Source organism: Pseudomonas lini, assembly GCF_001042905.1.
GTDB lineage: Bacteria > Pseudomonadota > Gammaproteobacteria > Pseudomonadales > Pseudomonadaceae > Aquipseudomonas > Aquipseudomonas lini.
Map to the genome: position 1 here is coordinate 873,467 of NZ_JYLB01000001.1, position 22,417 is coordinate 895,883.

General features: G+C 58.4%; 16 protein-coding genes and 1 pseudogene. 4 read left to right on the top strand and 13 right to left on the bottom strand.

Going from position 1 to position 22,417, the window contains the following annotated elements; all coding sequences use genetic code 11:
• Positions 1 to 42: 42 nt before the first annotated feature.
• The 3 genes from TU81_RS03825 to TU81_RS03835 form a co-directional block, all read right to left on the bottom strand.
• Positions 43 to 1,500, bottom strand: a complete 1,458-nt coding sequence (locus TU81_RS03825) for a serralysin family metalloprotease (protein ID WP_038983347.1) — start codon at positions 1,498 to 1,500, stop codon at positions 43 to 45.
• Between the two features lie 497 nt (positions 1,501 to 1,997).
• The gene (locus tag TU81_RS03830; protein ID WP_048393466.1) at positions 1,998 to 3,404 is read right to left on the bottom strand and encodes an NAD(P)/FAD-dependent oxidoreductase; all 1,407 of its coding nucleotides are present in this window, start codon (positions 3,402 to 3,404) and stop codon (positions 1,998 to 2,000) included.
• Positions 3,405 to 3,455: 51 nt separating this feature from the next.
• Positions 3,456 to 4,271, bottom strand: a complete 816-nt coding sequence (locus tag TU81_RS03835; RefSeq protein ID WP_038983349.1) for an AraC family transcriptional regulator — start codon at positions 4,269 to 4,271, stop codon at positions 3,456 to 3,458.
• Positions 4,272 to 4,548: 277 nt separating this feature from the next.
• Here TU81_RS03835 and TU81_RS03840 point away from each other — a divergent pair, with 277 nt between their 5' ends.
• On the top strand, positions 4,549 to 4,824 hold the full coding sequence (locus tag TU81_RS03840) for a DUF1652 domain-containing protein (RefSeq protein ID WP_048393468.1): 276 nt from the start codon (positions 4,549 to 4,551) through the stop codon (positions 4,822 to 4,824).
• A 117-nt stretch (positions 4,825 to 4,941) separates the two neighbouring features.
• Here the strand turns inward: TU81_RS03840 and TU81_RS03845 are convergent, their stop codons facing one another.
• From TU81_RS03845 to TU81_RS03855, 3 genes are all read right to left on the bottom strand, one after another.
• Positions 4,942 to 6,123 carry a cystathionine gamma-synthase gene (locus TU81_RS03845; protein ID WP_038983351.1) on the bottom strand — a complete coding sequence of 394 codons (1,182 nt, stop codon included), beginning with the start codon at positions 6,121 to 6,123 and terminating at the stop codon, positions 4,942 to 4,944.
• Positions 6,120 to 7,496 carry a pyridoxal-phosphate dependent enzyme gene (locus TU81_RS03850; protein ID WP_048393469.1) on the bottom strand — a complete coding sequence of 459 codons (1,377 nt, stop codon included), beginning with the start codon at positions 7,494 to 7,496 and terminating at the stop codon, positions 6,120 to 6,122. The genes TU81_RS03845 and TU81_RS03850 overlap by 4 nt, the downstream gene beginning before the upstream one ends.
• A gap of 166 nt (positions 7,497 to 7,662) precedes the next feature.
• Positions 7,663 to 10,137 (bottom strand): UvrD-helicase domain-containing protein, encoded by a 2,475-nt coding sequence (locus tag TU81_RS03855; RefSeq protein WP_038983352.1) that lies wholly within the window; start codon positions 10,135 to 10,137, stop codon positions 7,663 to 7,665.
• Positions 10,138 to 10,417: 280 nt separating this feature from the next.
• Here TU81_RS03855 and TU81_RS03860 point away from each other — a divergent pair, with 280 nt between their 5' ends.
• On the top strand, positions 10,418 to 11,113 hold the full coding sequence (locus TU81_RS03860; RefSeq protein WP_038983353.1) for a pirin family protein: 696 nt from the start codon (positions 10,418 to 10,420) through the stop codon (positions 11,111 to 11,113).
• 182 nt (positions 11,114 to 11,295) lie between these two features.
• On the opposite strand, the gene pgm is transcribed toward TU81_RS03860, so the two are convergent.
• From pgm to TU81_RS03880, 4 genes are all read right to left on the bottom strand, one after another.
• Positions 11,296 to 12,942: a phosphoglucomutase (alpha-D-glucose-1,6-bisphosphate-dependent) gene (gene pgm, locus TU81_RS03865; RefSeq protein ID WP_038983354.1), complete on the bottom strand. Its 1,647-nt coding sequence runs from the start codon at positions 12,940 to 12,942 to the stop codon at positions 11,296 to 11,298.
• Positions 12,943 to 13,051: 109 nt separating this feature from the next.
• The gene (locus tag TU81_RS03870; RefSeq protein WP_048393471.1) at positions 13,052 to 14,452 is read right to left on the bottom strand and encodes an aminotransferase-like domain-containing protein; all 1,401 of its coding nucleotides are present in this window, start codon (positions 14,450 to 14,452) and stop codon (positions 13,052 to 13,054) included.
• A gap of 67 nt (positions 14,453 to 14,519) precedes the next feature.
• Complete coding sequence (locus tag TU81_RS03875) at positions 14,520 to 16,010, bottom strand: hypothetical protein (protein ID WP_048393472.1); 1,491 nt, start codon at positions 16,008 to 16,010, stop codon at positions 14,520 to 14,522.
• 563 nt (positions 16,011 to 16,573) lie between these two features.
• The gene (locus tag TU81_RS03880) at positions 16,574 to 17,596 is read right to left on the bottom strand and encodes a zinc-dependent alcohol dehydrogenase family protein (protein WP_008006061.1); all 1,023 of its coding nucleotides are present in this window, start codon (positions 17,594 to 17,596) and stop codon (positions 16,574 to 16,576) included.
• Positions 17,597 to 17,864: 268 nt separating this feature from the next.
• Between TU81_RS03880 and TU81_RS03885 the strand changes: the two genes are divergently transcribed.
• Entirely contained in the window at positions 17,865 to 18,779 is a 915-nt protein-coding gene (locus TU81_RS03885) for a LysR family transcriptional regulator (protein WP_038983357.1), read from the top strand.
• Positions 18,780 to 18,920: 141 nt separating this feature from the next.
• A pseudogene (locus tag TU81_RS03890) lies at positions 18,921 to 19,695 on the top strand (tyrosine-type recombinase/integrase); the annotation flags it as partial.
• Here TU81_RS03890 and TU81_RS30190 read toward each other — a convergent pair.
• From TU81_RS30190 to TU81_RS03905, 3 genes are all read right to left on the bottom strand, one after another.
• Positions 19,612 to 20,715: a hypothetical protein gene (locus tag TU81_RS30190; protein WP_151152197.1), complete on the bottom strand. Its 1,104-nt coding sequence runs from the start codon at positions 20,713 to 20,715 to the stop codon at positions 19,612 to 19,614. The pseudogene TU81_RS03890 and the gene TU81_RS30190 overlap by 84 nt on opposite strands.
• 88 nt (positions 20,716 to 20,803) lie before the next feature.
• Positions 20,804 to 20,944, bottom strand: a complete 141-nt coding sequence (locus TU81_RS03900; RefSeq protein WP_156877856.1) for a hypothetical protein — start codon at positions 20,942 to 20,944, stop codon at positions 20,804 to 20,806.
• Between the two features lie 126 nt (positions 20,945 to 21,070).
• On the bottom strand, positions 21,071 to 22,405 hold the full coding sequence (locus TU81_RS03905) for an amidase family protein (RefSeq protein WP_233427261.1): 1,335 nt from the start codon (positions 22,403 to 22,405) through the stop codon (positions 21,071 to 21,073).
• Positions 22,406 to 22,417 lie beyond the last annotated feature (12 nt).

Here is a 22,417-nt window from a genome sequence, read left to right on the forward strand (position 1 = left end):
AGAGAGCGGCGCATCAAACGCCGCCCTCCTTTTTGCCTTGAATCAGGCCACGATGTCCGAGAATGCCGCCTGGCCAACGGTGCTGACCAGGAAGTCAGCCACGCCGTGCCCGGAGAAGTCCACCGACAACAGGCTATTGCCGCCCGAAGTGGTCAATACCGCATCGCCTGCCGCACCGGTGAACGAGTTCACGAAATGCAGGCCCGCGCCTTTGGTGATTCCGGTCAGGTCGATCTTGTCCAGGCCACTGACAAAATCGAGGATCTGGTCGACCGCACCTGGCTTGGAGTCGCTGCTGGCCGCGAACACAAAGGTGTCCGAACCCGAACCGCCCCACAGTTTGTCCGAACCGCCCGCGCCGAAGAGGATGTCGTTGCCGGCACCGCCTTTCAGCTCGTTGGCGACGGTGTTACCGATCAGCAGGTCGCTACCCGAACCGCCAATCGCGTTCTCGACGGTGACGCCTTTGGCAATGGACACGTTGCCCACCATGCCGCCAACATCGGAGAACGAGGCTTCATTGAGGTTGATCTTCTGGTTTTGGGTGAAACCGGAGAAATCCAGGGTGTCCTTGCCGCCCGCATCCCAGACCGAGAACACGACTTTGTCCGACGACGAAGACGCGCTCAGGAAGTCGCGACCGGCGTTGGAGTTGAAGCCGTAGGTGGTGTCACCGGTACGGGTGGTGGTGTTGGCACCGTAGAGTTTCTGGATGGCAGCGATATCGTCCATCAGCGGACCGGACGCATAGGCTTCCACCCCCCCCTTGCTGAAGTTCTGGTCGGTATTGCTTTCACTCCAGTAACTCATGAGGCTGTAACCGCGGGTGTCTTCCCCGTAGGTCGCGTCGTTGTAGGTCGGCGCACCTTCACCGGCGTTGTAGTCGCCAGGGTGAGCCAGGCCCAGGGAATGACCGATTTCATGGGTCAGGGTCTGACGACCGTAGTTGTTCAGGTCCGGCGTCTTGTTGACGTTGTAGCCACTGCCCGTCAGATACCACGAAGTACCGTCATAACCTGGACCGGTGCCTGGCAGGTAGGCGAATGCTGCCGCGCCATCCTGCCCACCACTGTAGTTACCGAAGGTCATGTGACCGTCACCGCCAAAAGACTTTTCGGTGAAGGTGACATTGGCCACGTCGGCCCAGGATTGCATGGCGAGTGCGGCCTGTGCTTTCTGTTGCGCGCTGAACTGACTGAACCCGGTGATACCGTGCTTGTTCATGGTGCTCGACGAGGCCGAGGTCAGGAACGTGTAGGTGAGTTCGATTTTGCCGCTGCCGTCCTTGTCCTGGTAGGCAGCGCCGTCACGCAGCAGCTGGGTAGCAGCCTCGTCGACGGAGAAGGAGGGTTTGCCATTGACCGTGAGATTGCCACCCCGATCATACTGATGGCTGAAACTATCGATCTGGTTGTAGGCGGAACTTGGTGCAGCCAGCGCTGGGAATGGCGCAAAGCCCTGTTCGGCAAGATCAATAGCGTTGTCTTTTACTTTCGACATAAACACACTTCCTTGTTTAGCAATGGAACAGTTTTTGTCCGATACGACAATCTCTGGCGAGATCGTCCTATCACTCGCCCAATGAAGGCGTATAAAAACTGACACAATTCGAAATCAAACGTCTACATTTTTTTTGACGTCAAATTGAGTCGCTCCGGCGAACTCCAGTAAACAGTGCGCGCGCTGTCGAAATATAGTTTGCAGTTAAAGGTTTTAGCCGGATTGTCTGACAATCTGCTATCTAAATATTAAATATGGGTAAGTTGTTTTTCTGTAGATGAGTTCTCATTTTCGGACTTATTAATATAAGTGCCAGCGCATTGCCATCAAATAAATTAAACGATCAGTTAGTTGCGATAGTGCTGGGCAAGTCTATCTCTGCGTTTCAGGTTTGGGACGGTTGAGCGAAGCGCGCCCCGTCTATCGGGGGCGCAACGCGCAATCAGAAGATCAAAACGCAGGTCTTGCGCACGGCTGGCAACTCAGAGCGTCGCCGTTTAGTGCATGAAACCCTCCATGAACCCCGCCACCCGGCTGGCCAGTTTGCGTCGCCAGGGCGCGGTGGCCGGGTTGGCCAGGGTCTGGTCTTCGTGGACGAAGCTGCGGATGATCGCGTTGTAACCCAGCCAGCGGCAGGGCTCGGGTTCCCAGGCTTTGAGCGCGTCGAGACCGCCCTGAGGAATAACCCACGGCTGGCGGACCAACTCGGTATCGCGCTGAAGAATCAGGTCGGCCAGGGTTCGCCCGCCGAGGTTGCTGGCACCGACACCCTCCCCGCCATAACCGCCGGACACGGCGATGCCGCTGGCCTGATCGCAGAGCATGTGCGGCTTGAAGCGCCGAGACATACCCAGGTTGCCGCCCCAGGCATGGGTGATTCGGACGTTCTTGAGCTGCGGGAAAAGTTCACTGAACAGGTAGCGCCGCAACTCTATTTCGCTGGTGGTCAGGTCGAAGTCACGGCGCAATTTGCCAGCAAATTGATAACCGCCACGAGCACCGAACACCAAGCGGTTATCCGCCGTGCGCTGGCCATAGGTGACTTGGCGGCTGCTTTCACTGAAGGCCTGACCATGGCTGAGGCCGATTTCGTCCCAGGTCGCGGCGGACAGCGGTTCGGTCGCCACCAGCAAACTCTGGACCGGCAACTGATAACGATCCAGCGGTGGCAATGTGGCCGCATACCCTTCTACCGCCGGCACGATCCAGCGGCTGCGGACCTGAGCCTTGGCGGTACGCAAACTGCCCGACTGCCATTGAGTGACCGGGCTGTTCTCATAAATGTTGATCCCCATTCGCTCCACCGTCCGTGCCAGACCTCGGACCAACTTTGCCGGGTTAATGGTCGCGACGTGCGGTGCATGGATACCGCCATAAGGTTTGGCAATTCTGATCTGTTGCGCCAATTGCTCGGGACTGAGCCAGCGGTAGTCGTTTTCGGTCAGCCCTTGGCGGAAGAGCGTGTCCAGATAATGGCGCAGGCTGGCTTCCTGCTCTGGATAACGCGCAGCACAGTAAAGCACCCCGCCTTTGCGATAATCGCAGTCGATACCTTCTCGTTCGAGGACGATTTCTACTTCATCAGGGATTCCGTGCAGCAGATCGAAAGAAGCGCGGCGCTGTTCGGCCGGCAAATCGGCAAGCAAGCGATCTTCGCCCGGCAGATTGCCCATCAACCAGCCGCCATTACGGCCCGACGCGCCGAAACCCGCGATGTTTGCTTCGACGATGGCAATGTTCAACCCCGGTGCCAGACGCTTGAGGTAGTACGCGGTCCAGAGCCCGGTGTACCCCGCGCCAATGATGGCCACGTCGACGTCCAGATCCTGTTCCAGCGCCGGGCGCGCCAGCAATGGCTCGTCGAGTTGATCCATCCACAAACTGATCGTGCGCCACGCCGACATGCAAGACTCCGCCACTCAAAACTTCGATGGCGTCGATCCTAGTGCGTGGGGTCAGGGATTGTCTTGCGCGCGTGCCCGCAAAGAAATTTGTTTGGCGTAAGCCTTGGGCGACAGGCCGGTGTGGCGGCGAAAACAGCTGTAAAACGCCGACAACGAATTGAAGCCAGCCGCGAAGGCCAGTTCGTCGATACGCAGTGGCGGTGTGGCGGCGTCCAGTGCGGTAAGCAAATGCTGCAACCGCGCCTGATTGACGTAACGGTAGAAGCTTTGGCCCAGCACCTGATTCAGCAGATAGGAAATCTGGTTGCGGCTGTACCCGCACTCCTTCGCCACCCGTTGCAGATCAAGCTCGGGATCCAGATAAGGTTGCTGGCGCTGGAAGTACTGCAGCAAATCTTCGGCCATGAAACTCAGCTGCCGCGGTGACAGCCCGAGTCGACTGACCGCCGGGCGCAGGTTGCGGGCGGTTTTGCCGGTCGCTTGTTCGTGTACGAGCGTGGCGTATTCATTGACCCGCCAGATCAGCCCGTCACGTACGGTAATTGCCTCGCTGGTCCGAAACGACACCAGTCCCTCGCCGCCGCGAAGGGTGATGCGGTACTGAATAAACGCCGTGTCGTCGTCCAGGCGAATACGGTCCGAATGCTCCAGGGCTTCATCCGGATCGCGGGGCATGCTGTCGCGCACATACTCGCGCAACTCATCCAGCCCCATCATGCGGTTCTGGAAAAAATCGTTGTACTGAATATCCGGATGATAAAGCGCCATGACGCCATCCAGATCCCGGTGCTTCCAGCGCAGGTGGTAACGCATGACCGTCTCGCCCGTGACCTGGGTTTGCAACGGAGCATCATCATCGGCGTGCATAAAGGACTCAATGAGAAAAAACCGAGCTTGCCGAAGTTCTCGCCAGGCTTCAATGCCCCCGTGGAATGCCCCGGCAATATTGGCCTGTCGCCACAAAATCGGTGTCTCGTGATCTGCGTCAAAAAAAAATGAACCAATCGCTAAACGGACTGAAAAAATCCACATGACTTTCACATCTGGATGCTACTTTTAAAGACAGTCACCGGTTGAGCCATTGAAGGCTCTTCCCTCCTAACATGAGCTAAAGGAAGCGCTCGATGATGAAGGTGGGCAACACATGAATAAAGCGTCTTTCAGCAAGGTCACTTTTCCAAATGCCTGCCAGCTGATGCGCTGGCATTTTCATCCCATGGGTTTCGAAGCGACCATGGATGCACCGGGCAGTATGGTTGCCCGGCTGTTCGACCGCGCCAGTGGCGAAACCATGATCGCCATTGCCGGTATTCCTTGCGCAACGGTCATGAATGCGGCGGATGTAGAACGAATCATTGAAGCTGTGGAAGATGAGCTGGAGGCGTTCATTCCGCCGGAGGCTCTCAGGAGTTATGCCTGATGTGTAGGAGCTGCCGAAGGCTGCGATCTTTTGATCTTGCCCTTGCCTGAACCCGATCAATCAACAAAGCCAAAATCAAAAGATCGCAGCCTTCGGCAGCTCCTACATGGATAGTGTTTAACCGACCTTCGTCAGGGCCTGCGCCAGATCAGCGCGCAGGTCTTCGACATCCTCGACCCCCACTGACAAACGCACCAGCGCATCGCCGATGCCGAGTTGTGCCCGGGTTTCGACGGGGATGCTGGCATGGGTCATGATCGCCGGATGCTCGATCAGGCTTTCCACCCCGCCCAGGCTCTCGGCCAAGGCAAAGATCCGCACACTCTCGAGGAAGCGCTTGGTGCCAGCCAGGTCGCAGTTCAAATCGAGGGAAATCATTCCGCCGAATCCACGCATTTGCCGCCGCGCCAGTTCGTGCTGCGGGTGCGATGGCAGGCCTGGATAATAGACACGCGCCACCTGCGGCTGACGCTCCAGCCATTGCGCCAGCTCCAGCGCGTTGCGGCAATGGCGCTCCATGCGTAGCGCAAGGGTCTTCACCCCGCGCAACGTGAGAAAAGCATCGAACGGCCCGGCGATAGCCCCCACCGCGTTCTGCAGAAACCCCAGGCGCTCAGCCAGTTCAGCGTTCTGCCCGACCACCGCGATGCCGCCGATCACGTCGGAGTGACCATTCAGGTACTTGGTCGTCGAGTGCAGCACGATGTCGAAGCCCAACTCCAGCGGGCGCTGTATCCACGGGCTGGCAAAGGTATTGTCGGCCACACAAATGATGCCTCGCTCGCGACAGGTGCGCGCGACGGCGGCGAGATCAGTCAGGCTCAGCAGAGGATTGCTCGGCGTCTCGACCCAGACCATCCGCGTGTCGTCCTGTAGCGACGCCTCGAATGCAGCCAGGTCAGTCAGATCGACGAAGCTGAAACGATGCCCGGCACTGCGCTGGCGCACCTTGTCAAACAGGCGGAATGTACCGCCGTACAAGTCATTGCCAGAGACGATGTGGGCGCCAGCATCGAGCAATTCGAGCACGTTGGCGATCGCCGCCAGCCCGGAAGCGAAGGCGAAGGCTTGGGTACCACCCTCGAGGTCCGCCACACAACGCTCCAGCGCAAAGCGCGTCGGATTATGCGAGCGCCCGTAATCGAAGCCCTTGTGCACACCCGGGCTCTGTTGCAGATAGGTGGAGTTGGCATAAATCGGCGGCATCAGCGCCCCGGTGGACGGGTCCGGCGTCTGTCCGGCATGGATCACACGGGTGGCGAAGGCACGTGGTTTGGCGGTTTCATCGTGCTGACTCATGCAAGGGATCTCCGCAGGTAATTGAGCATGTCGACGCGGGTAATCAGCCCGTGGAAACCCGAGGCGTCGGCGATCATCGCCACCAATCCACGGTCGAGCTTCGCCTCCAGTTCAGCCAGACTGGCGCCGGGTGGCAGGATTTCCAGCTTGTCAGTCATCGCACTGCTCACTGCCATACGGAAGTGCGAAGCGTCTTCGTGCACGCCAAGCAGGATATCGGACTCGTCGATCACACCGACCAGCCGCTGCCCGTCCACCAGCACCGGCAGTTGCGACACATCCGCCAGGCGCATGCGCTGGAACGCGGTGAGCAGCGTGTCGTCCGGGCCCACGCTGACCACCCGGCCATCCTCGAAACGCCGCGCGATCAGGTCACGCAAATCACCGTAGCGCTTGCGCGCAAGCAGCCCCTGATCGTTCATCCACTGGTCGTTGTAGACCTTCGACAGGTAGCGGGTGCCGGTGTCGCAGACGAAACTGACCACCCGCTTCGGCTCGGTTTGCTCGCGGCAGTAACGCAATGCCGCCGCCAGCAATGTGCCGGTCGAGGAGCCGCCGAGAATCCCTTCCGCGCGCAACAGTTGACGCGCATGATCGAAGCTTTCCTCGTCGCTGATCGAATAGGCCTTTCGCACGCTGGACAGGTCGGCAATCGACGGAATGAAGTCTTCGCCAATACCCTCCACCGCCCAGGAACCGGGCGTACCAAGGGTGCCGCTGCGGCTGTATTCGGCCATCACCGAACCGACCGGGTCGGCCAGCACCATTTCCAGATTCGGTTGTACGCGCTGAAAGAAACGGGTCAGCCCGGTCAACGTGCCGGCCGAACCGACGCCGACAACGATGGCATCCACATCATGCTGAGTCTGCGCCCAGATCTCCGGAGCAGTACTGCACTCGTGGGCCAGCGGGTTGGCCGGGTTGTTGAATTGATCAGCGAAGAAGGCGTCGGGAATTTCCTGCGCCAACCGCGCAGCGACATCCTGGTAATAATCGGGATGACCTTTGCCGACGTCGGAACGGGTGATGTGCACTTCGGCGCCCATCGCCTTGAGGTGCAGGACCTTTTCGGTGGACATCTTGTCCGGCACCACCAACACCACCCGATATCCCTTGGCCCGACCGACCAGCGCCAGGCCCAAACCGGTGTTGCCGGCGGTGGCCTCGACGATGGTGCCGCCGGGGCGCAGGCGCCCATCGCGCTCGGCGGCGTCGATCATTGCCAGGCCGATGCGATCCTTGATCGAGCCACCGGGGTTTTGCGATTCGAGTTTGAGAAACAGCGTGCACGGACCGGTATCGAAGCGGCTGACACGCACCAGCGGCGTATTACCGATCAGTTCGAGCACGGCAGGACGGGAGTCGTTCGGCATGTCGTCACCTCGCTGCTTGTATCCGCACTGGATGGACAGCGACCTGCGGCGAATCATTGCGCGCCAGTCGCAAGCAAAGCCTCGCCTTGGACCATAGGCCGGGATTACGCCCCCCGCAACTTTTCGCAGCCAGTCGGTACTGTCTCTGGCTCAAGACTCTCTTAAATCAGGCCGGCACTTTTCCCTGACGATGATCCGCAAAAAACGCCTTGCCCTTGCCGATCCGGTCGGAGGCCTTGGGCATATTCGCAGCCGAGGTATCCTGGCCATCGACATACCAATAGCAATGGCTCACTGCCCGGGTGATGCCCACGTAAGCCAGTCGCAGAATCTCGTCTTTCTGTGCGCTGTCGTAAGCTTCGCTGTCGCCAGCCTTGCCGAGCCCGGCCATGCGATAGACCTGGTTCTTGTAGGGTGAACTGGTCAGATGCTGGCAATCGCCCAGCAGAAATACCGCATCCGCCTGCAGGCCTTTGGCGCTGTGATAGGTCAGTTGTTTGAGCCGTCGGGCGTCGTATGGCAAGCTAGAATCCACATTAACTACAGACTGAATATGCTCTTCTATCAACAACTTATCGCTGCTTTTTCGATAAAGCATCAAGATCGAATCGCCTTTTCTGTAGTGCTCGATCAGGTGCTGGGCCATGCCCTGGTCATCCCGATCGAGCACATTCACCGGCAGCAGTGCCTTGGGTTCACCGCTAGCCTTGGCCTTCTTGCCAGCGATCGCCGGAGCCGCGCGGACGATATGCTCCGCCGCGTCGATGATGTGCTGATGGCTGCGGTAATTGTCGCTGAGCATCACTTTGGTCGTGCTCGGCGACGGGAATTCCTTGTTGAATTCCATGAAGTAAGTCGGCGAGCTGCCGCGCCAGCCATAGATGGACTGCCAGTCATCACCGACACAAAGCAATGACGAACGCTGCGCGCCGCGCCCGACATGCATGGCCGGCCCGCGACTGCGGATCTCCGCCAGGCTGGCGCGAATCCACGAAACGATCTGCGGCGACACGTCCTGAAACTCGTCAATCATCAAGTGCGACATTGGCCTGAGCAGCTCATCGCTCAGCAGCTTGAGATTCTCCGGCGAATGTTCACTGAACAAGGCGAACATCCGGTTGTAGGTCATCACCGGTGGCGATTGATCCAGCAGATGATCTTCCAGCGCTCGCCAGAACAGACTCAAGGCCTCGAAGAAGAACCGGTCCGGGTCATCCTTGGCGAAACTCATCTGGCCCACGGCATTCGGCACATCCAGGCCGAGGTTTTCAATAAACCCGGCCGCTGCGACAAAACAGTCCAGCAACGGCGCAGAACCGAGCTCGCCCTTGACCTTGTAATCGAAGCCCGGCCCGGCGCTGGCGTCCCCGGCAAGCGATGCCAAAACACGCTTTGAAGATTCATAACTGTCTAGCCATATCAAAGGCTTACGACAGAAAGCTTGAAACAGGGTGCGCTTTACTGCCCATTCTGCGCGCACTGAAAGTTTGGCATTCGGACGGCTGACCAGGGGATTTTCCCGAGGATCGAAACCCAGCACCACCCAGGCATCCAGCGTCGGAATGTAGCCGTGGCAATGAAAGGTCGAACCGTTGATATCGAAGGTCTGACGATTCGGTTCGATGCCCTTGATCGGCCAGGCACCGGCGCGAAACCACAAGTCCTCAATGGTGTCGCACAGTTCTTCATCGCGCTTGGCGGCGAGTTCAGTCACCGCCATGCGCTTCTGCACGTCTGGGTGATCACGCTCCAGTTCCTTGAGCTGCAAGGCATGACGCGACAAAGGCTTGATCAACTCGCGGAAACGCTCATCGCGGCTGTACAGGCTGTGATAGCAGGCATTGAGTTGCTGACGCTGGGCATCGTTGATGCGCAAATCGAAGGGGTTGCTGTCGACCTCCTCATCGCCGCCTTGCACGCGGTGACTGAGGTTTTCGAAGGCTTGCAGCCGCTCGAAACCCGGCAGGCTGCGAACAATCGGCAGGATGCGCGAATGGAAAGTGCGCACCAGATCGCGCGCTTCCTTAAGGCTGATTCCCCGGCCCCAGACTGCAAACAGCTCGATCAGCTTATTAATGAAGTCCTTGCGCGATTCGCGGGTGAAGGTCACCACGGTCATCGAACTCAGCTCAAACCCCAGGTAATGGCTGAGCAGCAGAATTCGCAGCACCAGGGTAGTCGACTTGCCCGCGCCCGCGCCGGCGATCACCGAGGTCGAGGGGGTGTCGCTGAAAATCATCTTCCATTGGGCGGTGCTCGGCTGGGCGTGCGCGGGCAGTAATCGCGCCACGTCGGCCTTCATGCGCTTCTTCAGCTCAGCACTCAATGGCAGCCGCCAATCGTCGAACAGATTGTCATCGACGTTGGGCGGTCGATGCTCGGTCGAGCGCGAGTCGCGAATCAACAGAACCTGCCGACCTTCCTCCAACCCCTCGAGTTTGCCTTCCTTATAGCCGTACTCCACACCGGCGCTGTGGCCACTGCGAAAACCGTCGGCTTGGCCGTGCAGCCAGGACGCACGGTGTTGCGCGCGCAATCGGGTAAGGCCATGGCCAAAGAACCGGGCGGCCAGGCGCTTGAGCAGTGGCATCTCGGCCAAGGGACGAAGTTCGGGGGGAAGATCGGGGGTGTGTTGCGGCACGCTGACGGACTCCAGAGTGTGAGGCTGTTGAGGGCTATGGTGTCTGCATTTTCCGTTGAGTTCTAGTGAAATGCTTACAGGTCATTGGCTTATGCGATGAAGTGAAGGCTGGGTGAGAATGTTTCGAGGATATTTGATATCAATTAATTCGATTGTATTGAGGCATTTTTTACGCTTTTTATCGATTAATACCTGATAGATGATGCTCGCCATCAACCACCGGTTCTCGTTTATGGCCCTATGCGTTCTGCCCGAATGACGAACCTTTCAGGAGACGATCATGCTTGAACTCAGACCTTTCAACTCGCTGGGCGGCGCACACCATGGCTGGTTGGATGCCCATCACCATTTTTCGTTCGCCGAGTACCACGACCCCAAGCGCATGAACTGGGGCAACCTGCGGGTGTGGAACGATGACGTGATTGCCGCCGGCACCGGGTTCCCGCAACACCCGCACCGTGACATGGAAATCATCACCTACGTTCGTGAAGGCGCGATCACCCACCAAGACAACCTCGGTAACAAGGGCCGCACCGAAGCGGGCGACGTGCAGGTCATGAGCGCCGGCACCGGAATCGCTCACAGTGAGTACAACCTGGAAGCAACCGAGACCCGGATCTTTCAGATCTGGATCATCCCCAACGAAGTGGGTTCGGCCCCGTCGTGGGGTGCCAAGCCGTTCCCCAAAGGCGAGCGCGAAGGTTTCGTGACCCTGGCCAGTGGCAAGGCCGGCGATGATCAAAGCCTGCACATTCGCGCCGATGCTCGTCTGGTGGCGGCGAATCTGAAGGCCGGTGAGTCCGCGGAGTATCAGCTGGAGAGTGGCCGTCGGGCTTACTTGGTTCCAGCCACTGGGGTCATTGAAGTCAATGGCTTGCGTGCACAAGCTCGAGACGGTGTCGCGATTGCCGATGAGCAGGTGTTGCGCGTGACGGCGATTGAGGACAGTGAGATTGTGTTGGTTGATGTGGCTTGATGCGGTAAATGCAGGGCAAAAAAAGGGGGCGACCGTTAATGGTCGCCCCTTTTTTGTGGTTGAAATCCTGGGTAACTGTAGCGACGCCTTCGCGGGCAAGCCTCGCTCCTACAGGAATAGTGTCGTTCACATGGGCGACTAACTTCTGTAGGAGCGAGGCTTGCCCGCGAAGGGGCCGTCACCTATTTCGCAGAAATCGCGCCATCCACCAAGGTCTGAGCTTCCGCCACCAACAGCTTCAGGTGATCGTCACTGACAAAGCTTTCCGCGTAGATCTTGTAGATATCCTCAGTGCCCGATGGCCGCGCCGCGAACCAACCGTTTTCGGTCATGACTTTCAGACCGCCAATGGCCTGGTCGTTGCCCGGTGCATGGCTGAGGATGCTCTGGATCGCTTCACCCGCCAACTGAGTCGAGGTGACCTGATCCGGCGACAATTTACTCAGCAACGCTTTCTGCTCGGGGTTCGCCTTGGCATCGACCCGTACCGAGAAAGGTTCGCCCAGTTCATCGGTCAGCGCGCGATAGGCCTGGCTAGGGTCGCGGCCCGTGCGAGCAGTCATTTCGGCGGCCAGCAATGCCGGAATCAAGCCATCCTTGTCGGTGCACCAGACACTGCCGTCCTTGCGCAGGAACGACGCGCCAGCACTTTCTTCGCCACCAAAGCCGAGGGAGCCGTCGAACAGGCCATCAGCAAACCATTTGAAGCCGACCGGCACTTCGTACAGGCGACGGCCCAGGCGCTTGGCAACGCGATCGATCAAGCCACTGCTGACCACGGTTTTGCCCACGGCTGCATCGGCGCGCCACTGTGGACGATTCTGGAACAGGTAATCGATCGTCACCGCGAGGTAGTTGTTGGGTGCCAGCAAACCACCGGACGGGGTCACGATGCCATGTCGGTCGTGATCCGGGTCACAGGCAAAGGCCACGTCAAAACGCTCTTTCAGTCCGATCAGACCTTGCATGGCGTGGCTGGACGATGGGTCCATGCGGATCTGCCCGTCCCAGTCGACGGTCATGAAACGGAATGTCGCATCAACTTCTTTATTCACCACCTCCAGGTCCAGGCGATAGTGCTCGGCAATCGCCGACCAGTAGCGCACCCCTGCTCCGCCCAGCGGATCGACGCCCAGACGCAGCTTCGCATCGCGGATGGCGTCGAAGTCGATCACGTTGATCAGGTCAGCGACATAGGTGTTGAGGTAATCGTGACGATGGGTGGTGCTGGCCTTCAGGGCCTGCTCGTAGCTGATGCGTTTGACGCCAGCGAGTTTGGCCGCCAGCAGCTCGTTGGCCTTGGCTTCGATCCACTTGGTGATATGGGTATCGGCCGGGCCGCCGTTGGTAGGGTTGTACTTGTAGCCACCGCTTTGTGGCGGGTTGTGGGACGGCGTGATGACGATGCCGTCCGCCAGGCCGGAGGTGCGCCCACGGTTGTAGCAAAGAATCGCATGGGAAATGGCCGGCGTCGGCGTGTACTCGTCGCCTTCAGCGATCATCACCGTCACGCCGTTCGCCGCCAGGACTTCCAGGGCACTGGCACCGGCCGGCGTGGACAGCGCATGGGTGTCGATCCCGACGAACAGTGGACCGTCGATGCCTTGGGCTTCGCGGTACAGGCAGATCGCCTGACTGATGGCCAGAACGTGCCATTCGTTGAAACTCAGATCGAACGAGCTACCTCGGTGTCCGGACGTGCCGAAGGCGACGCGCTGGGTAGAAATGGCTGCATCGGGCTGGCCGGTGTAATAGGCCGTCACCAGTCGCGGGATGTCGACCAACAGTTCTGCCGGTGCCGGTTTGCCCGCAAAAGGACTGAGTGTCATGCAAAACCTCTGAGAAAGAGTGGTTCGGGATTAGAACGCAGTTTACTGACTGTTTGCCCTTGGCGCGATGTTATCGATTGTCAGGTTCCGGGGAGGATTTTGCCTCGGCTCAGTCGATCGACTCCAGGCGCAAGGCATCTCCCAACAGTCCCAGTGCGTCGGCGAGGTCATGGTGACCACCGAAGGTATGACTCAGGCGCAAATGCTGCCCATGCAATCCTTGCAGGCTGAACAGTTCTCCCGGCGCAATCACCACATGCTGCTTGAGCAAACGCTCGAACACTCGATGCACATTGACCTGACGCAACGAGCGGATCCAGATCGTCGCCCCACCCTGGGGTTCAACGAAGTGCAGCGCATCGGGCAGACGCTCTTCAAGCAACCGGGTCATCTGCACCATGCGTTCCTTGAGCAGTCGACGCAACACCAGCAGGTGTTGATCGATGCGCCCGTTGCTGTACAGCCGCGCAATGGCTTTCTGACGAATCAGCGACAGACGGAAAGCGCGTAGCAGAAAGTGCCGTTGCAGGTCGACGCGCAGCCGTCGCGAAAGCACATAGCCATAGGGCGCCTCCGACCCGATGATTTTCTCGAACGTGGAAAACACGATCAGCCGGTCAGGGTCCAGCAGATCGCGAAACCGCAGGCCGTTCGGCTCGAATTCGAGTTCGCCGTAACAATCGTTTTCCAACACCCAACTGCCATGTCGTTCCAGCAGCCGTGCGGTGGATTGCCTGTTACTGTCAGGCGCCACACTGCCCCGGGGCATGTTCAGTCCCGATGAAAGCATCACCAGCCGCACCCGCTCGGTCTCAAGCAAATGGTTCAACTGCTCAAGATCCAGACCACCATCGGCTTGCAACGGCAATTCGATCACCTTCACATCCGCGCCCTGGAGCAGGCGCAGAATCACCCAGTCGCACGGCGACTCGACCACCACCACCGCATCTTTGAGACCAAGGGCGGCAATCAGTATTTCCAGGACTCCCCGCAGGTCGGCGCCGATATAGACATCATCGGCATGCCAGCAGCGTGTCGGCGAAGTGGTGTAGCGCGCCGCCAGGGCTGTGCGCAGCTCCAGTTCGCCGCAGGGTTGCGAAGACGGTTGTGGCTGGCGCGGATACTGGCGCAGCAGTTCTCGCTCCAGCAATAGCAACGGGCTATCCAGGGGTTGTAATGACGCAGGCTCATCGGCGCTCAGCACCAGCATGCCGGGACGTCTGGCATTGACATAAACCGTTTCGAGCAGGTCCTTGCCGCTGCCGGGAATGCCGATTGAGGACACGGGGAGTGCGTAATAGCCGGACTTGGCCACTGAATAGACGCGCCCTTCCTTTTCCAGCAGCGAATAGGCGTACTGGATGGTCGAGATTGACACACTCAGGCGGTGCGCCAACTGTCGCAATGAGGGCAGGCGTACTTGCACGTCACTGCCCGGCTCATTGATCAGGTTAGTCAGGTAACGGTACACCGCCTGGTACGCAAAATCGGTATCTCGTGGTCCTTTCATGGGTAACGGCCGAACAGGTTACAAACGTCGTGAAGCATCCTTGCCGAATCCGTCAAACCTGGCACTTTCACCGGCCCGTCGACCATTCGCCAGCCACGGTTGTTTCACTGTCAGGTTCCACGACTTCAGCTTGCCCACCCACGTCGCCGCTTTCCATGCCGAGCCCCCTGCCCTCATCCCGAACCACCGGGGCCATGCGGTAAAGCGTACCGATCAGACTCACAGGCAACCCGCTGACATCGACCATCCACTGCAGAACCTGCTCGGGTGCCGGGCCGCCCTGCATTGCCCGGTGCAAGTCCGGTAACGCGACGAGCATACCGGGATGGCACTGACGAAGAAAATGCTCAAGCGCCGCGCCGTTATCAACAAAAGGCGCGAACAGCAGGCACACCAGCTGAGCCTCGCTCAAACCGAGGTTCTTTTGTGCTTCGACCGCCGCCAATGCGCGCTGGTCGGTCATTGTCATCGGGTTGCCGAAGGTCTCCATGGCCTGTTCGCAAAAGCGCTCCGGCACTTGTTTACGACGCATCATCACCAGCGCCCGCTGCAAGAACTCGTTGACGCCCGCCTCGTAGGTACGACCGTGTACAAAACACGCTTGCAAGCCACGAAGATGCGCGGATATCGACAGGCTGACGTAGTCGTTATCACTGAGATGGGCCGACAACTCGTCAGGTTGAAACCCGAGGAAATCGGTGAGCAACGGCCAGCGCTCTTCCAGGTTGCTGACCAGCATGTCGTTAATATCGATGAAGGTCGTGCGGCGACATTCTTCAAAATGCTCGGCGGGACGCCACGCCGCCTGGGCGGACTCAGGATAAAACTCGCGATAACAATCGTTGCCCAATTCATCGAGCCGCTCGAACAGGCCCTCGTAACCCGTTTCATGACAGCCCGACGCCTTGAGCCCAGCCTTGACCGCTGCACGATTCAATCCCTCGAGAAACTGCTTCTGCCGGCGGGGCGTATCGCTACTGACCAATGCATCGACCCCCTGGTCCCAGCGGGCGATTTGTCCGTAAAACTCCCCGGTCGCCAGGTACCCGTCATCCCACAGATCAAGCGGCCCGTCCCAGGCACGGCGGTGCCCGACCATCAGCAGATTAAGCCGATTCGACTCGCGACCGGCTTCGGAGATCGGCGCCAGATGGTTGAACGGCTGGACTTCGCGATTATCGACCATCAACACTTCGACCCGGGGATCGTCGTAGAGAAACAACGCACTGCAGCTGCGATGGATGTTTTCCAGGGCCGTCGAGGCCGCACCGTTCGAGCGCAAGGTCGCCACTCGCAGCTGAAACGTCGCCGGTGCCCGGCCGGCGATACTCAGTTGCGCGGCGCGCAGTAGCGCCAAGGTGTAGCAGCTGTCGCGGGACCCGGACTGGATCGCCAGCACCTTGTAATCGCCGATACGTTCCATACCTCCTGCGGACATCACCAAACGCTGAATCATCAGTTGCAATGCCGTGCGCTCGGCGCGAGAAAAAAAACTCAGTAAACGCTGCAGCATTTGCTGATAAACATAGTTCATTGCCTGATCATGGGTAGCGGTCATCATTATTTACCTGTGACTCATAAGTTCAATGCCACGCAAACAACGAGGTGTATTGCGCAATAGGTATCTGTCATGAAGAAAGTGCCGGGGCGTTGTTCAAATGCTAGCACTTAAGCACGGTGTAATTATTTGAAATAATTGCATGTCACGGGTACCCCCAGGACATCAGGATCGCCGCAACGCTCGGTAGAATGGGCGCCCTGCGCTCCCGCGCGCTTTCCTAGGAAATTTCCGACAGCGTCCCACAGACACTTAGCACAAGAAATAAAGAAAGAAGTTGCCCATGAATGTAAGACAACTGAGCGACGCCGCATTATTTGTTGAGCATATATTACCAGCGCGCATTGAGGAGTTTCAGCCTGATACACGGCCATGACTCTTTCCTTGAGATGAAATTAATCATTCAATTATCAGGGCTTATATAATGATTAGAAGATACAGATCGAGAGCAAAAACCAGTTCAGTTGCTGAACCGGCCCACCGACAGATCGATGGACGTCTCATTTGGGAGTGACTACCAGCAGAAGAGTCCGTGCTCTCACGGACTCTTGCAGAGGAAGGGCTCAGGCAGGTTCGACCTGAAGGGCAACCCGTTCGCGGCATGGGCATTCGTCCATATAGCGGTGGGCTTCGACAAATTCGGAAAACGGGAACACCCGGGTCTTGAGCGGCAGCAGCACACGATCCGCGGTCAACTGGTTGATATCGCGCAGGGCACGTTGCAGTGCGGCCTGATCCTGGATGATGCCCAGCTCCGGTTTGCCGGTGAAGTTACCGATGCAGTGTACGAAGAACTGAATGTTCTTCTGGAACGCTGCACAGGCCGGGAATGGCGTCTGGTTACCCCCTTGCAGGCCATAGAGCACCAGACTGCCGCGAGGTGCGAGCACATCGCCGAGCAGCGACATCTGCGGCCCGCCAAGGCCATCGAACACCACATCGACGCCGCGGTTATCGGTGATCTTGTTGATCTGCATGAGCAGATCCTGTTCCTCGGTGACGATGACTTTTTCGGCGCCCAGGGACAGCAGATACTCACGCTCATCCGCGGTTTTGGTCGCGGCAATCACTCGCACACCGAGGGCTTTGCCCAGTTGTACGAACGACGGCCCGGCGCAGTGGCTGGCATCGGTCACCAGGGCAAATTGCCCGGGTTTGACTCGCGCCAGGTCGGCGTAGGCAAAATAAGCGATCAATAGCGGCGTGTAGTGCACGCTGGCTTCGATCGGGCTGAGCACGTCCGGGTAACGGGTCAATGCCGAGCGCGGCAGAACGATCTGTTCGCCGTAAACCGGGTAGTCGTTGGGACTCTCGGCCGGGAAGCTGGCGACCTTGTCACCAACGGCCAGATCATCGACGCCTTCGCCGACCATAGTGACCACGCCAGCCATTTCATGGCCAAGGCCTGAAGGCAGACGAGCATGGGACGAGGCCAGGTTCTGGCGCCAGAGAATGTCGTACCAGCTGATGCCTATCGCTTCGACGCGCACCTGCACTTCGCCCGGCGCAGGCAGAGCGGCCGCATGCTCTTCGCATTTGAGCACCTCGGCTGGACCAAACTTGTGAAAACGGATCGTGCGGGACATCGCAAACCTCGTCAAAGTAACCTCTAATGCCCTGAACTCTATCTGGGCTTTCTACCCAAGACCATCAGTGGCTATTAATAGTCGACATGCCTGTCATTGATTCCGCAGCGACGGCGACACCATCCAATGCCGTAAAAACCGAAGCAGCCTTTCAGAAAAAACTGAATTACTCTGTGCAGAGTACCAGCCTTTGCCCGTAAGATTCACGCCGGCCATTGTTCTCATAAGGCCGCTCACGTCAAGTTTGCTGAATCTGCCAGGACTCCAGATGAATCGTAATGACCTGCGTCGTGTCGACCTGAACCTGTTGATCGTTTTCGAAACACTGATGCACGAACGCAGTGTGACCCGCGCTGCGGAGAAACTGTTCCTCGGCCAGCCGGCCATCAGTGCGGCGCTCTCGCGCCTGCGCGGGCTGTTCGACGACCCGTTGTTCGTGCGTACCGGCCGCAGCATGGAGCCTTCCGCCCGGGCGGTGGAAATCTTCGCCCTGCTCTCGCCGGCCCTGGATTCGATTTCCACCGCGGTCAGTCGTGCGGCGGAATTCGACCCGGCGACCAGCACCACGGTGTTCCGCATCGGCCTGTCGGATGATGTTGAATTCGCGCTGCTGCCGATGCTGCTCAAGCGTTTGCGCGCAGAATCGCCGGGGATCGTGCTGGTGGTGCGTCGGGCCAATTACATTCTGATGCCGAGCCTGCTGGCTTCGGGCGAGATTTCCATCGGCGTCAGCTACACCGCTGACCTGCCAGCCAACGCCAAGCGCAAAGTGCTGCGCCGCAGCATGCCGAAATTGTTGCGAGCCGACACCATGCCGGGGCCGTTGAGCCTGGATGATTTCTGCGCCCGCCCCCACGCTTTGGTTTCATTCGCGGGCGACCTGAGCGGCTTTATAGATGAAGAACTGGAGAAACTCGGGCGCAAACGGCATGTGGTGCTGGCGGTGCCGCAGTTCAATGGGTTGAGCACACTGATCAGCGGCACCGATATTGTTGCGACCGTGCCTGATTACACAGCTGAAGCGTTGACCGCGGCGGGTGGTGTGCGAGCCGAAGATCCGCCGTTGCCGGTGCGCAGTTTTGAATTGCACATGGCTTGGCGCGGGTCACAGGATAATGATCCGGGTGAGCGGTGGTTAAGGTCGCGGATTCAGATGTTCTTTGGGGACCCTGATAGCCTGTAATGGAATTCCACCAAAATCCATAAAACCATTTAATAACAAGGTGTTATAGATAACTCAGTCCACTGAACCCAATGGATTTCAGAGCTTATGGGGGCATAATTAGGGGCAAATATCGACTTTTAAAAAACGGTGCCCCCACCGATGCCCCCAGATAACGCGCCTGTTTTCAGACGAAAACTCAGCGATGCCTTCCCGCTCGCTGACCGAACCCGGCAAACACGCCGACGGCGAAGTCCCTGGTCTCTACTTGGAGGTGAGGGCGTCGAGCAAGGTCGTAAAATCCCCTTCCAAGTCCTGGCGCTTAAAGTATCGGCTGCACGGCAAGGAGAACCGATTCTCGATTGGTGCGTACCCCGACATCGGGCTGAAGGAGGCGCGCGACATTGCCCGCGGTGCATGCCGTGACGTGGCTAACCACATCGCCCCGCTCAAAGCCAAGACCGCCAAGACCGCCAAGATCGAGACACAGTTGCTCAACGAAGAGCGCACCTTCGGCTACGTGGCCGAGCATTGGTTGGCATTCAAGTCTGCCGAACTGGTGACCAAATCCATCGCGGGTTTCCGCGGAGCTCTGAACAACCACATCTTGCCTGCCATTGGCAAAAAGCCAGTCAGCGAGATCAAGCTGGAGCACATCACCACGATTATCACCGAGCTGCGGCGCCAGCGCACCATCGCCATGGCTCGGCGCGTGCGCCCCATCATCCGTGCAATTTTGGGCTTTGCCGAGGGGCGCGGCTGGGTGGAGCGCAACGTGGCAGTCAGCAACATCGAGGAGTTGAAGATCCGCCACGTCGTCACCAGCAACCCGGCGATCGAAAGGCCAGCCGACCTAGGCAGGTTTCTGCTGCGACTGGATGACTGCAGCAACGGTAGCGTTGCCACCGCAATGCGCTTGCTGGTCATGTTGTCGATCGACATGATCAATCGGAGTCGCCGAACATTCTGACACTGCGTCCCGCACATCGGCGCCAAGTTTGCCAGATTGGCTTATCCGATACAGGTGATCTGCTCCGATTCCCAACTCCACGCAAACCTTGTCAAAGCTGGCTCTTTGAGCCGGATCATTGGGTAAATCAGACAACTGCCAGCCCAGGTCAACACTCTGAATGCTGACAATGCCACCTTCAATTTGCATGCGCCGTGATTCCATTTCATAGCCGTAGTACCAGAAGTTTTGCTCCGAAGAGCCAGGCACGCCTTCATGGAAAAGGGCGGTCAGATAGGGATCGTGGTAGTAGCTATTCATCTGCAATTTGTGAAGCATGCAGATGCTGTAACCATTCGAGTGGATTGAGTAGCGCCCCGACTTTCCAGAGCGCATCACCGGGTATTTGACTAGGTTGTAGCGCCAATCCAGGAGTTCGCTTTCCTCGCATGCGAGGATGAAGTCCTGCTGAACTTGTTGAAGGCTGGCTAGGTCATGGTGGTGTTCCGCCACCAGATCCAGCAGCGTCATCACTACATCGATCAGGTGCTTTTCCGGTTTACCCGTAAAGATCTTCCACCAAGGTTTCAAATGTGTAGAGCTGCCAAAATCGCAGAAACTGTAGCCTGCCCACCTCGGAGCTCTGCGCGAATAGTCGCCAATGGCAAGCAACGCCCCAGTAATGGCCAGCAAATGCTCATCGGTGTCGAAGAGTGCGTGGAATGCCTCGGCCCGTTCTAGCAGAACGCTTGAGTGCGTGGTCGGCTCCAGGTCGAAAACAGCTATGCAACCGCGAAGCAGCGGGTGGTCTTCCAGATTGTGGAGCGTGGTGCGCAGCTCAGGAAAGGCTTCCAAGAAGATCGCCTTGCGCCTTTCATCCGCTCGCTGCAAAGCGTTAAAAGTAGAAACACCTTTGAGGATGCCATTCACAACGATGAGTCGAACATCAGCCAAAAGCCCAGGCATTTCCGGTCTACGGATATCGGACGCCTCGATCACATTGCGCACTATGCGGATCCTCCGAGGAAAGTCTTCGGTGTGCTCGAGTCGATGCAGTAAGACTGCGGACAGATGAAGTGTATGGGACAAGGTCCATTCACTTGAGCCGCAAGCGGATCAGTTGATGGTTCTCCCAGTTCATGCTAGTGGCGTGGCCCGGCGCGCCAAAGCGCGCGACGAACTCGCGGCCGGCCGCCGCGCCATACTCGCTCAGTTGCAAGATGCGACTCTCTGACATCGCGAGATTCAGCAGTTCATCCAGCTTGTTGCGGTTCGTGAATTTCCGGAAAACCAACGAGGCGACTGTGCAACATCCTTGCGGTACGGTGTTGCACTGCCCGCGTTTTTTTTACCGCAGTGTCCTTCACCCGTTCTTTTGAAGAAGCTCGACGGCTATTCCGACACCCAGTACGTCGTCGTCTCGGCCCTGGAGTGCAGAGATAAGGACCGATGTCGGCAGCCCTTGTGGGTCAACTCCAGAGGGAATGGCCAGTCCTGGCATATCGAGGAAGCTGCCGATCATGGTGTAGGCCAGGGTTCGCAGATTAGTGGTGGCGAACAGTGCATCATCTGCCTCCAGCGCAGCGAGCGGTGGAGCGACATGTTTGACGGTCGGCATCAGCAAAATGGCGCCGTTGAGTTCCTCACTGAGTTTCTGCATCAACTCGCTTCGCAACAGCCGAAGCTCGGCTTCGATGGTGGCAGGAAGTGCTGCACTGACGAGCAGTCGGTTGCGAACTCGACGATCCAGCCGTAAACCGTCCGGACTTTCCACTATCCCCCCAAGCAAGCGCCAGGCTTCAATGGCCCCCAACCATCCCAGATGTTTGATTGCCTCGCGAGTCCGGCTAACCGAAGCCAGAGCCCTGTAATGAAGATGGGCCCCCGCGCGCTCAAGCAGATCCAGAGTGGCCAGGAAATTTGCGCGGACCGCAGGCTGGAGCTCTGGGTCTTCGAGAATCTGAGTTTCCACTACGAAATGAACGTCCCTTAGGTCAACCGAGGGGTGGCTCGGCCCGGATACGCCACGCATAAGCCGATCCAATGTCACGCAGTCCTGCACGCTGTGGGCAAAGCAGCCCAGGCTGTCGAACGTGACTGCCAGCGGATGAATCCCGCTCATGTCGTATCGATGACTGGAGCCTTTGAACCCTGTCAGGCCGTTGAACGCCGCTGGCACGCGAATGGAACCCGCCGTATCAGTGCCGATGGCAACGCAAACGATACCCCGTTGAACCGCAATCGCTGACCCGGATGAAGAGCCGCCAGGTGCTCGCGCCTCTAGCGGTTTGAAATCCGCCGTGGGCGTGCCGTAATGCGGGTTCAGGCCCAGGCCCGAGTAAGCGAATTCGGTGAGGTTGGTTTTGCCGATCGGGATCATGCCAGCGTTGCGCAGCCGAGCAATAACCGGCGCATCCTGCGTCACTGGCGCCAATTCGTTACGGGTAAGGGAGCCTGCGGTGGTACGGCTACCAGCCACGTCGATGAGATCCTTCACCGCGAATGGAATGCCGTCCGCAGCATTTAACGTCTCGCCCTGTTGCCGGCGCGCCATGGATTGCCGTGCCGCTGAGAGCGCTTGAGATTCGAGCAGGGATATGAACACATGTTCTGCCATCTCATTCTTGCGCAGCGCCGCGTGGACCAGCTCCAGTGCACTGACATTGCCGTGCTTCAGCGCTTCGATTGTCTCGCTCATTGTTCGCATGGT

Bases quoted from the DNA above. Each gene is read 5' to 3' on its own strand.
- TU81_RS03880 (WP_008006061.1), bottom strand. From the start codon at position 17,596: ATGTCCCGCACGATCCGTTTTCACAAGTTTGGTCCAGCCGAGGTGCTC.
- TU81_RS03900 (WP_156877856.1), bottom strand. From the start codon at position 20,944: ATGTCAGAGAGTCGCATCTTGCAACTGAGCGAGTATGGCGCGGCGGCC.
- TU81_RS03835 (WP_038983349.1), bottom strand. From the start codon at position 4,271: ATGCACGCCGATGATGATGCTCCGTTGCAAACCCAGGTCACGGGCGAG.
- TU81_RS03905 (WP_233427261.1), bottom strand. From the start codon at position 22,405: ATGAGCGAGACAATCGAAGCGCTGAAGCACGGCAATGTCAGTGCACTG.
- TU81_RS03825 (WP_038983347.1), bottom strand. From the start codon at position 1,500: ATGTCGAAAGTAAAAGACAACGCTATTGATCTTGCCGAACAGGGCTTT.
- TU81_RS03830 (WP_048393466.1), bottom strand. From the start codon at position 3,404: ATGTCGGCGTGGCGCACGATCAGTTTGTGGATGGATCAACTCGACGAG.
- TU81_RS03875 (WP_048393472.1), bottom strand. From the start codon at position 16,010: ATGACCGCTACCCATGATCAGGCAATGAACTATGTTTATCAGCAAATG.
- TU81_RS03845 (WP_038983351.1), bottom strand. From the start codon at position 6,123: ATGAGTCAGCACGATGAAACCGCCAAACCACGTGCCTTCGCCACCCGT.
- TU81_RS03860 (WP_038983353.1), top strand. From the start codon at position 10,418: ATGCTTGAACTCAGACCTTTCAACTCGCTGGGCGGCGCACACCATGGC.
- TU81_RS03840 (WP_048393468.1), top strand. From the start codon at position 4,549: ATGAATAAAGCGTCTTTCAGCAAGGTCACTTTTCCAAATGCCTGCCAG.
- TU81_RS03870 (WP_048393471.1), bottom strand. From the start codon at position 14,452: ATGAAAGGACCACGAGATACCGATTTTGCGTACCAGGCGGTGTACCGT.
- TU81_RS03850 (WP_048393469.1), bottom strand. From the start codon at position 7,496: ATGCCGAACGACTCCCGTCCTGCCGTGCTCGAACTGATCGGTAATACG.
- TU81_RS03885 (WP_038983357.1), top strand. From the start codon at position 17,865: ATGAATCGTAATGACCTGCGTCGTGTCGACCTGAACCTGTTGATCGTT.
- pgm (WP_038983354.1), bottom strand. From the start codon at position 12,942: ATGACACTCAGTCCTTTTGCGGGCAAACCGGCACCGGCAGAACTGTTG.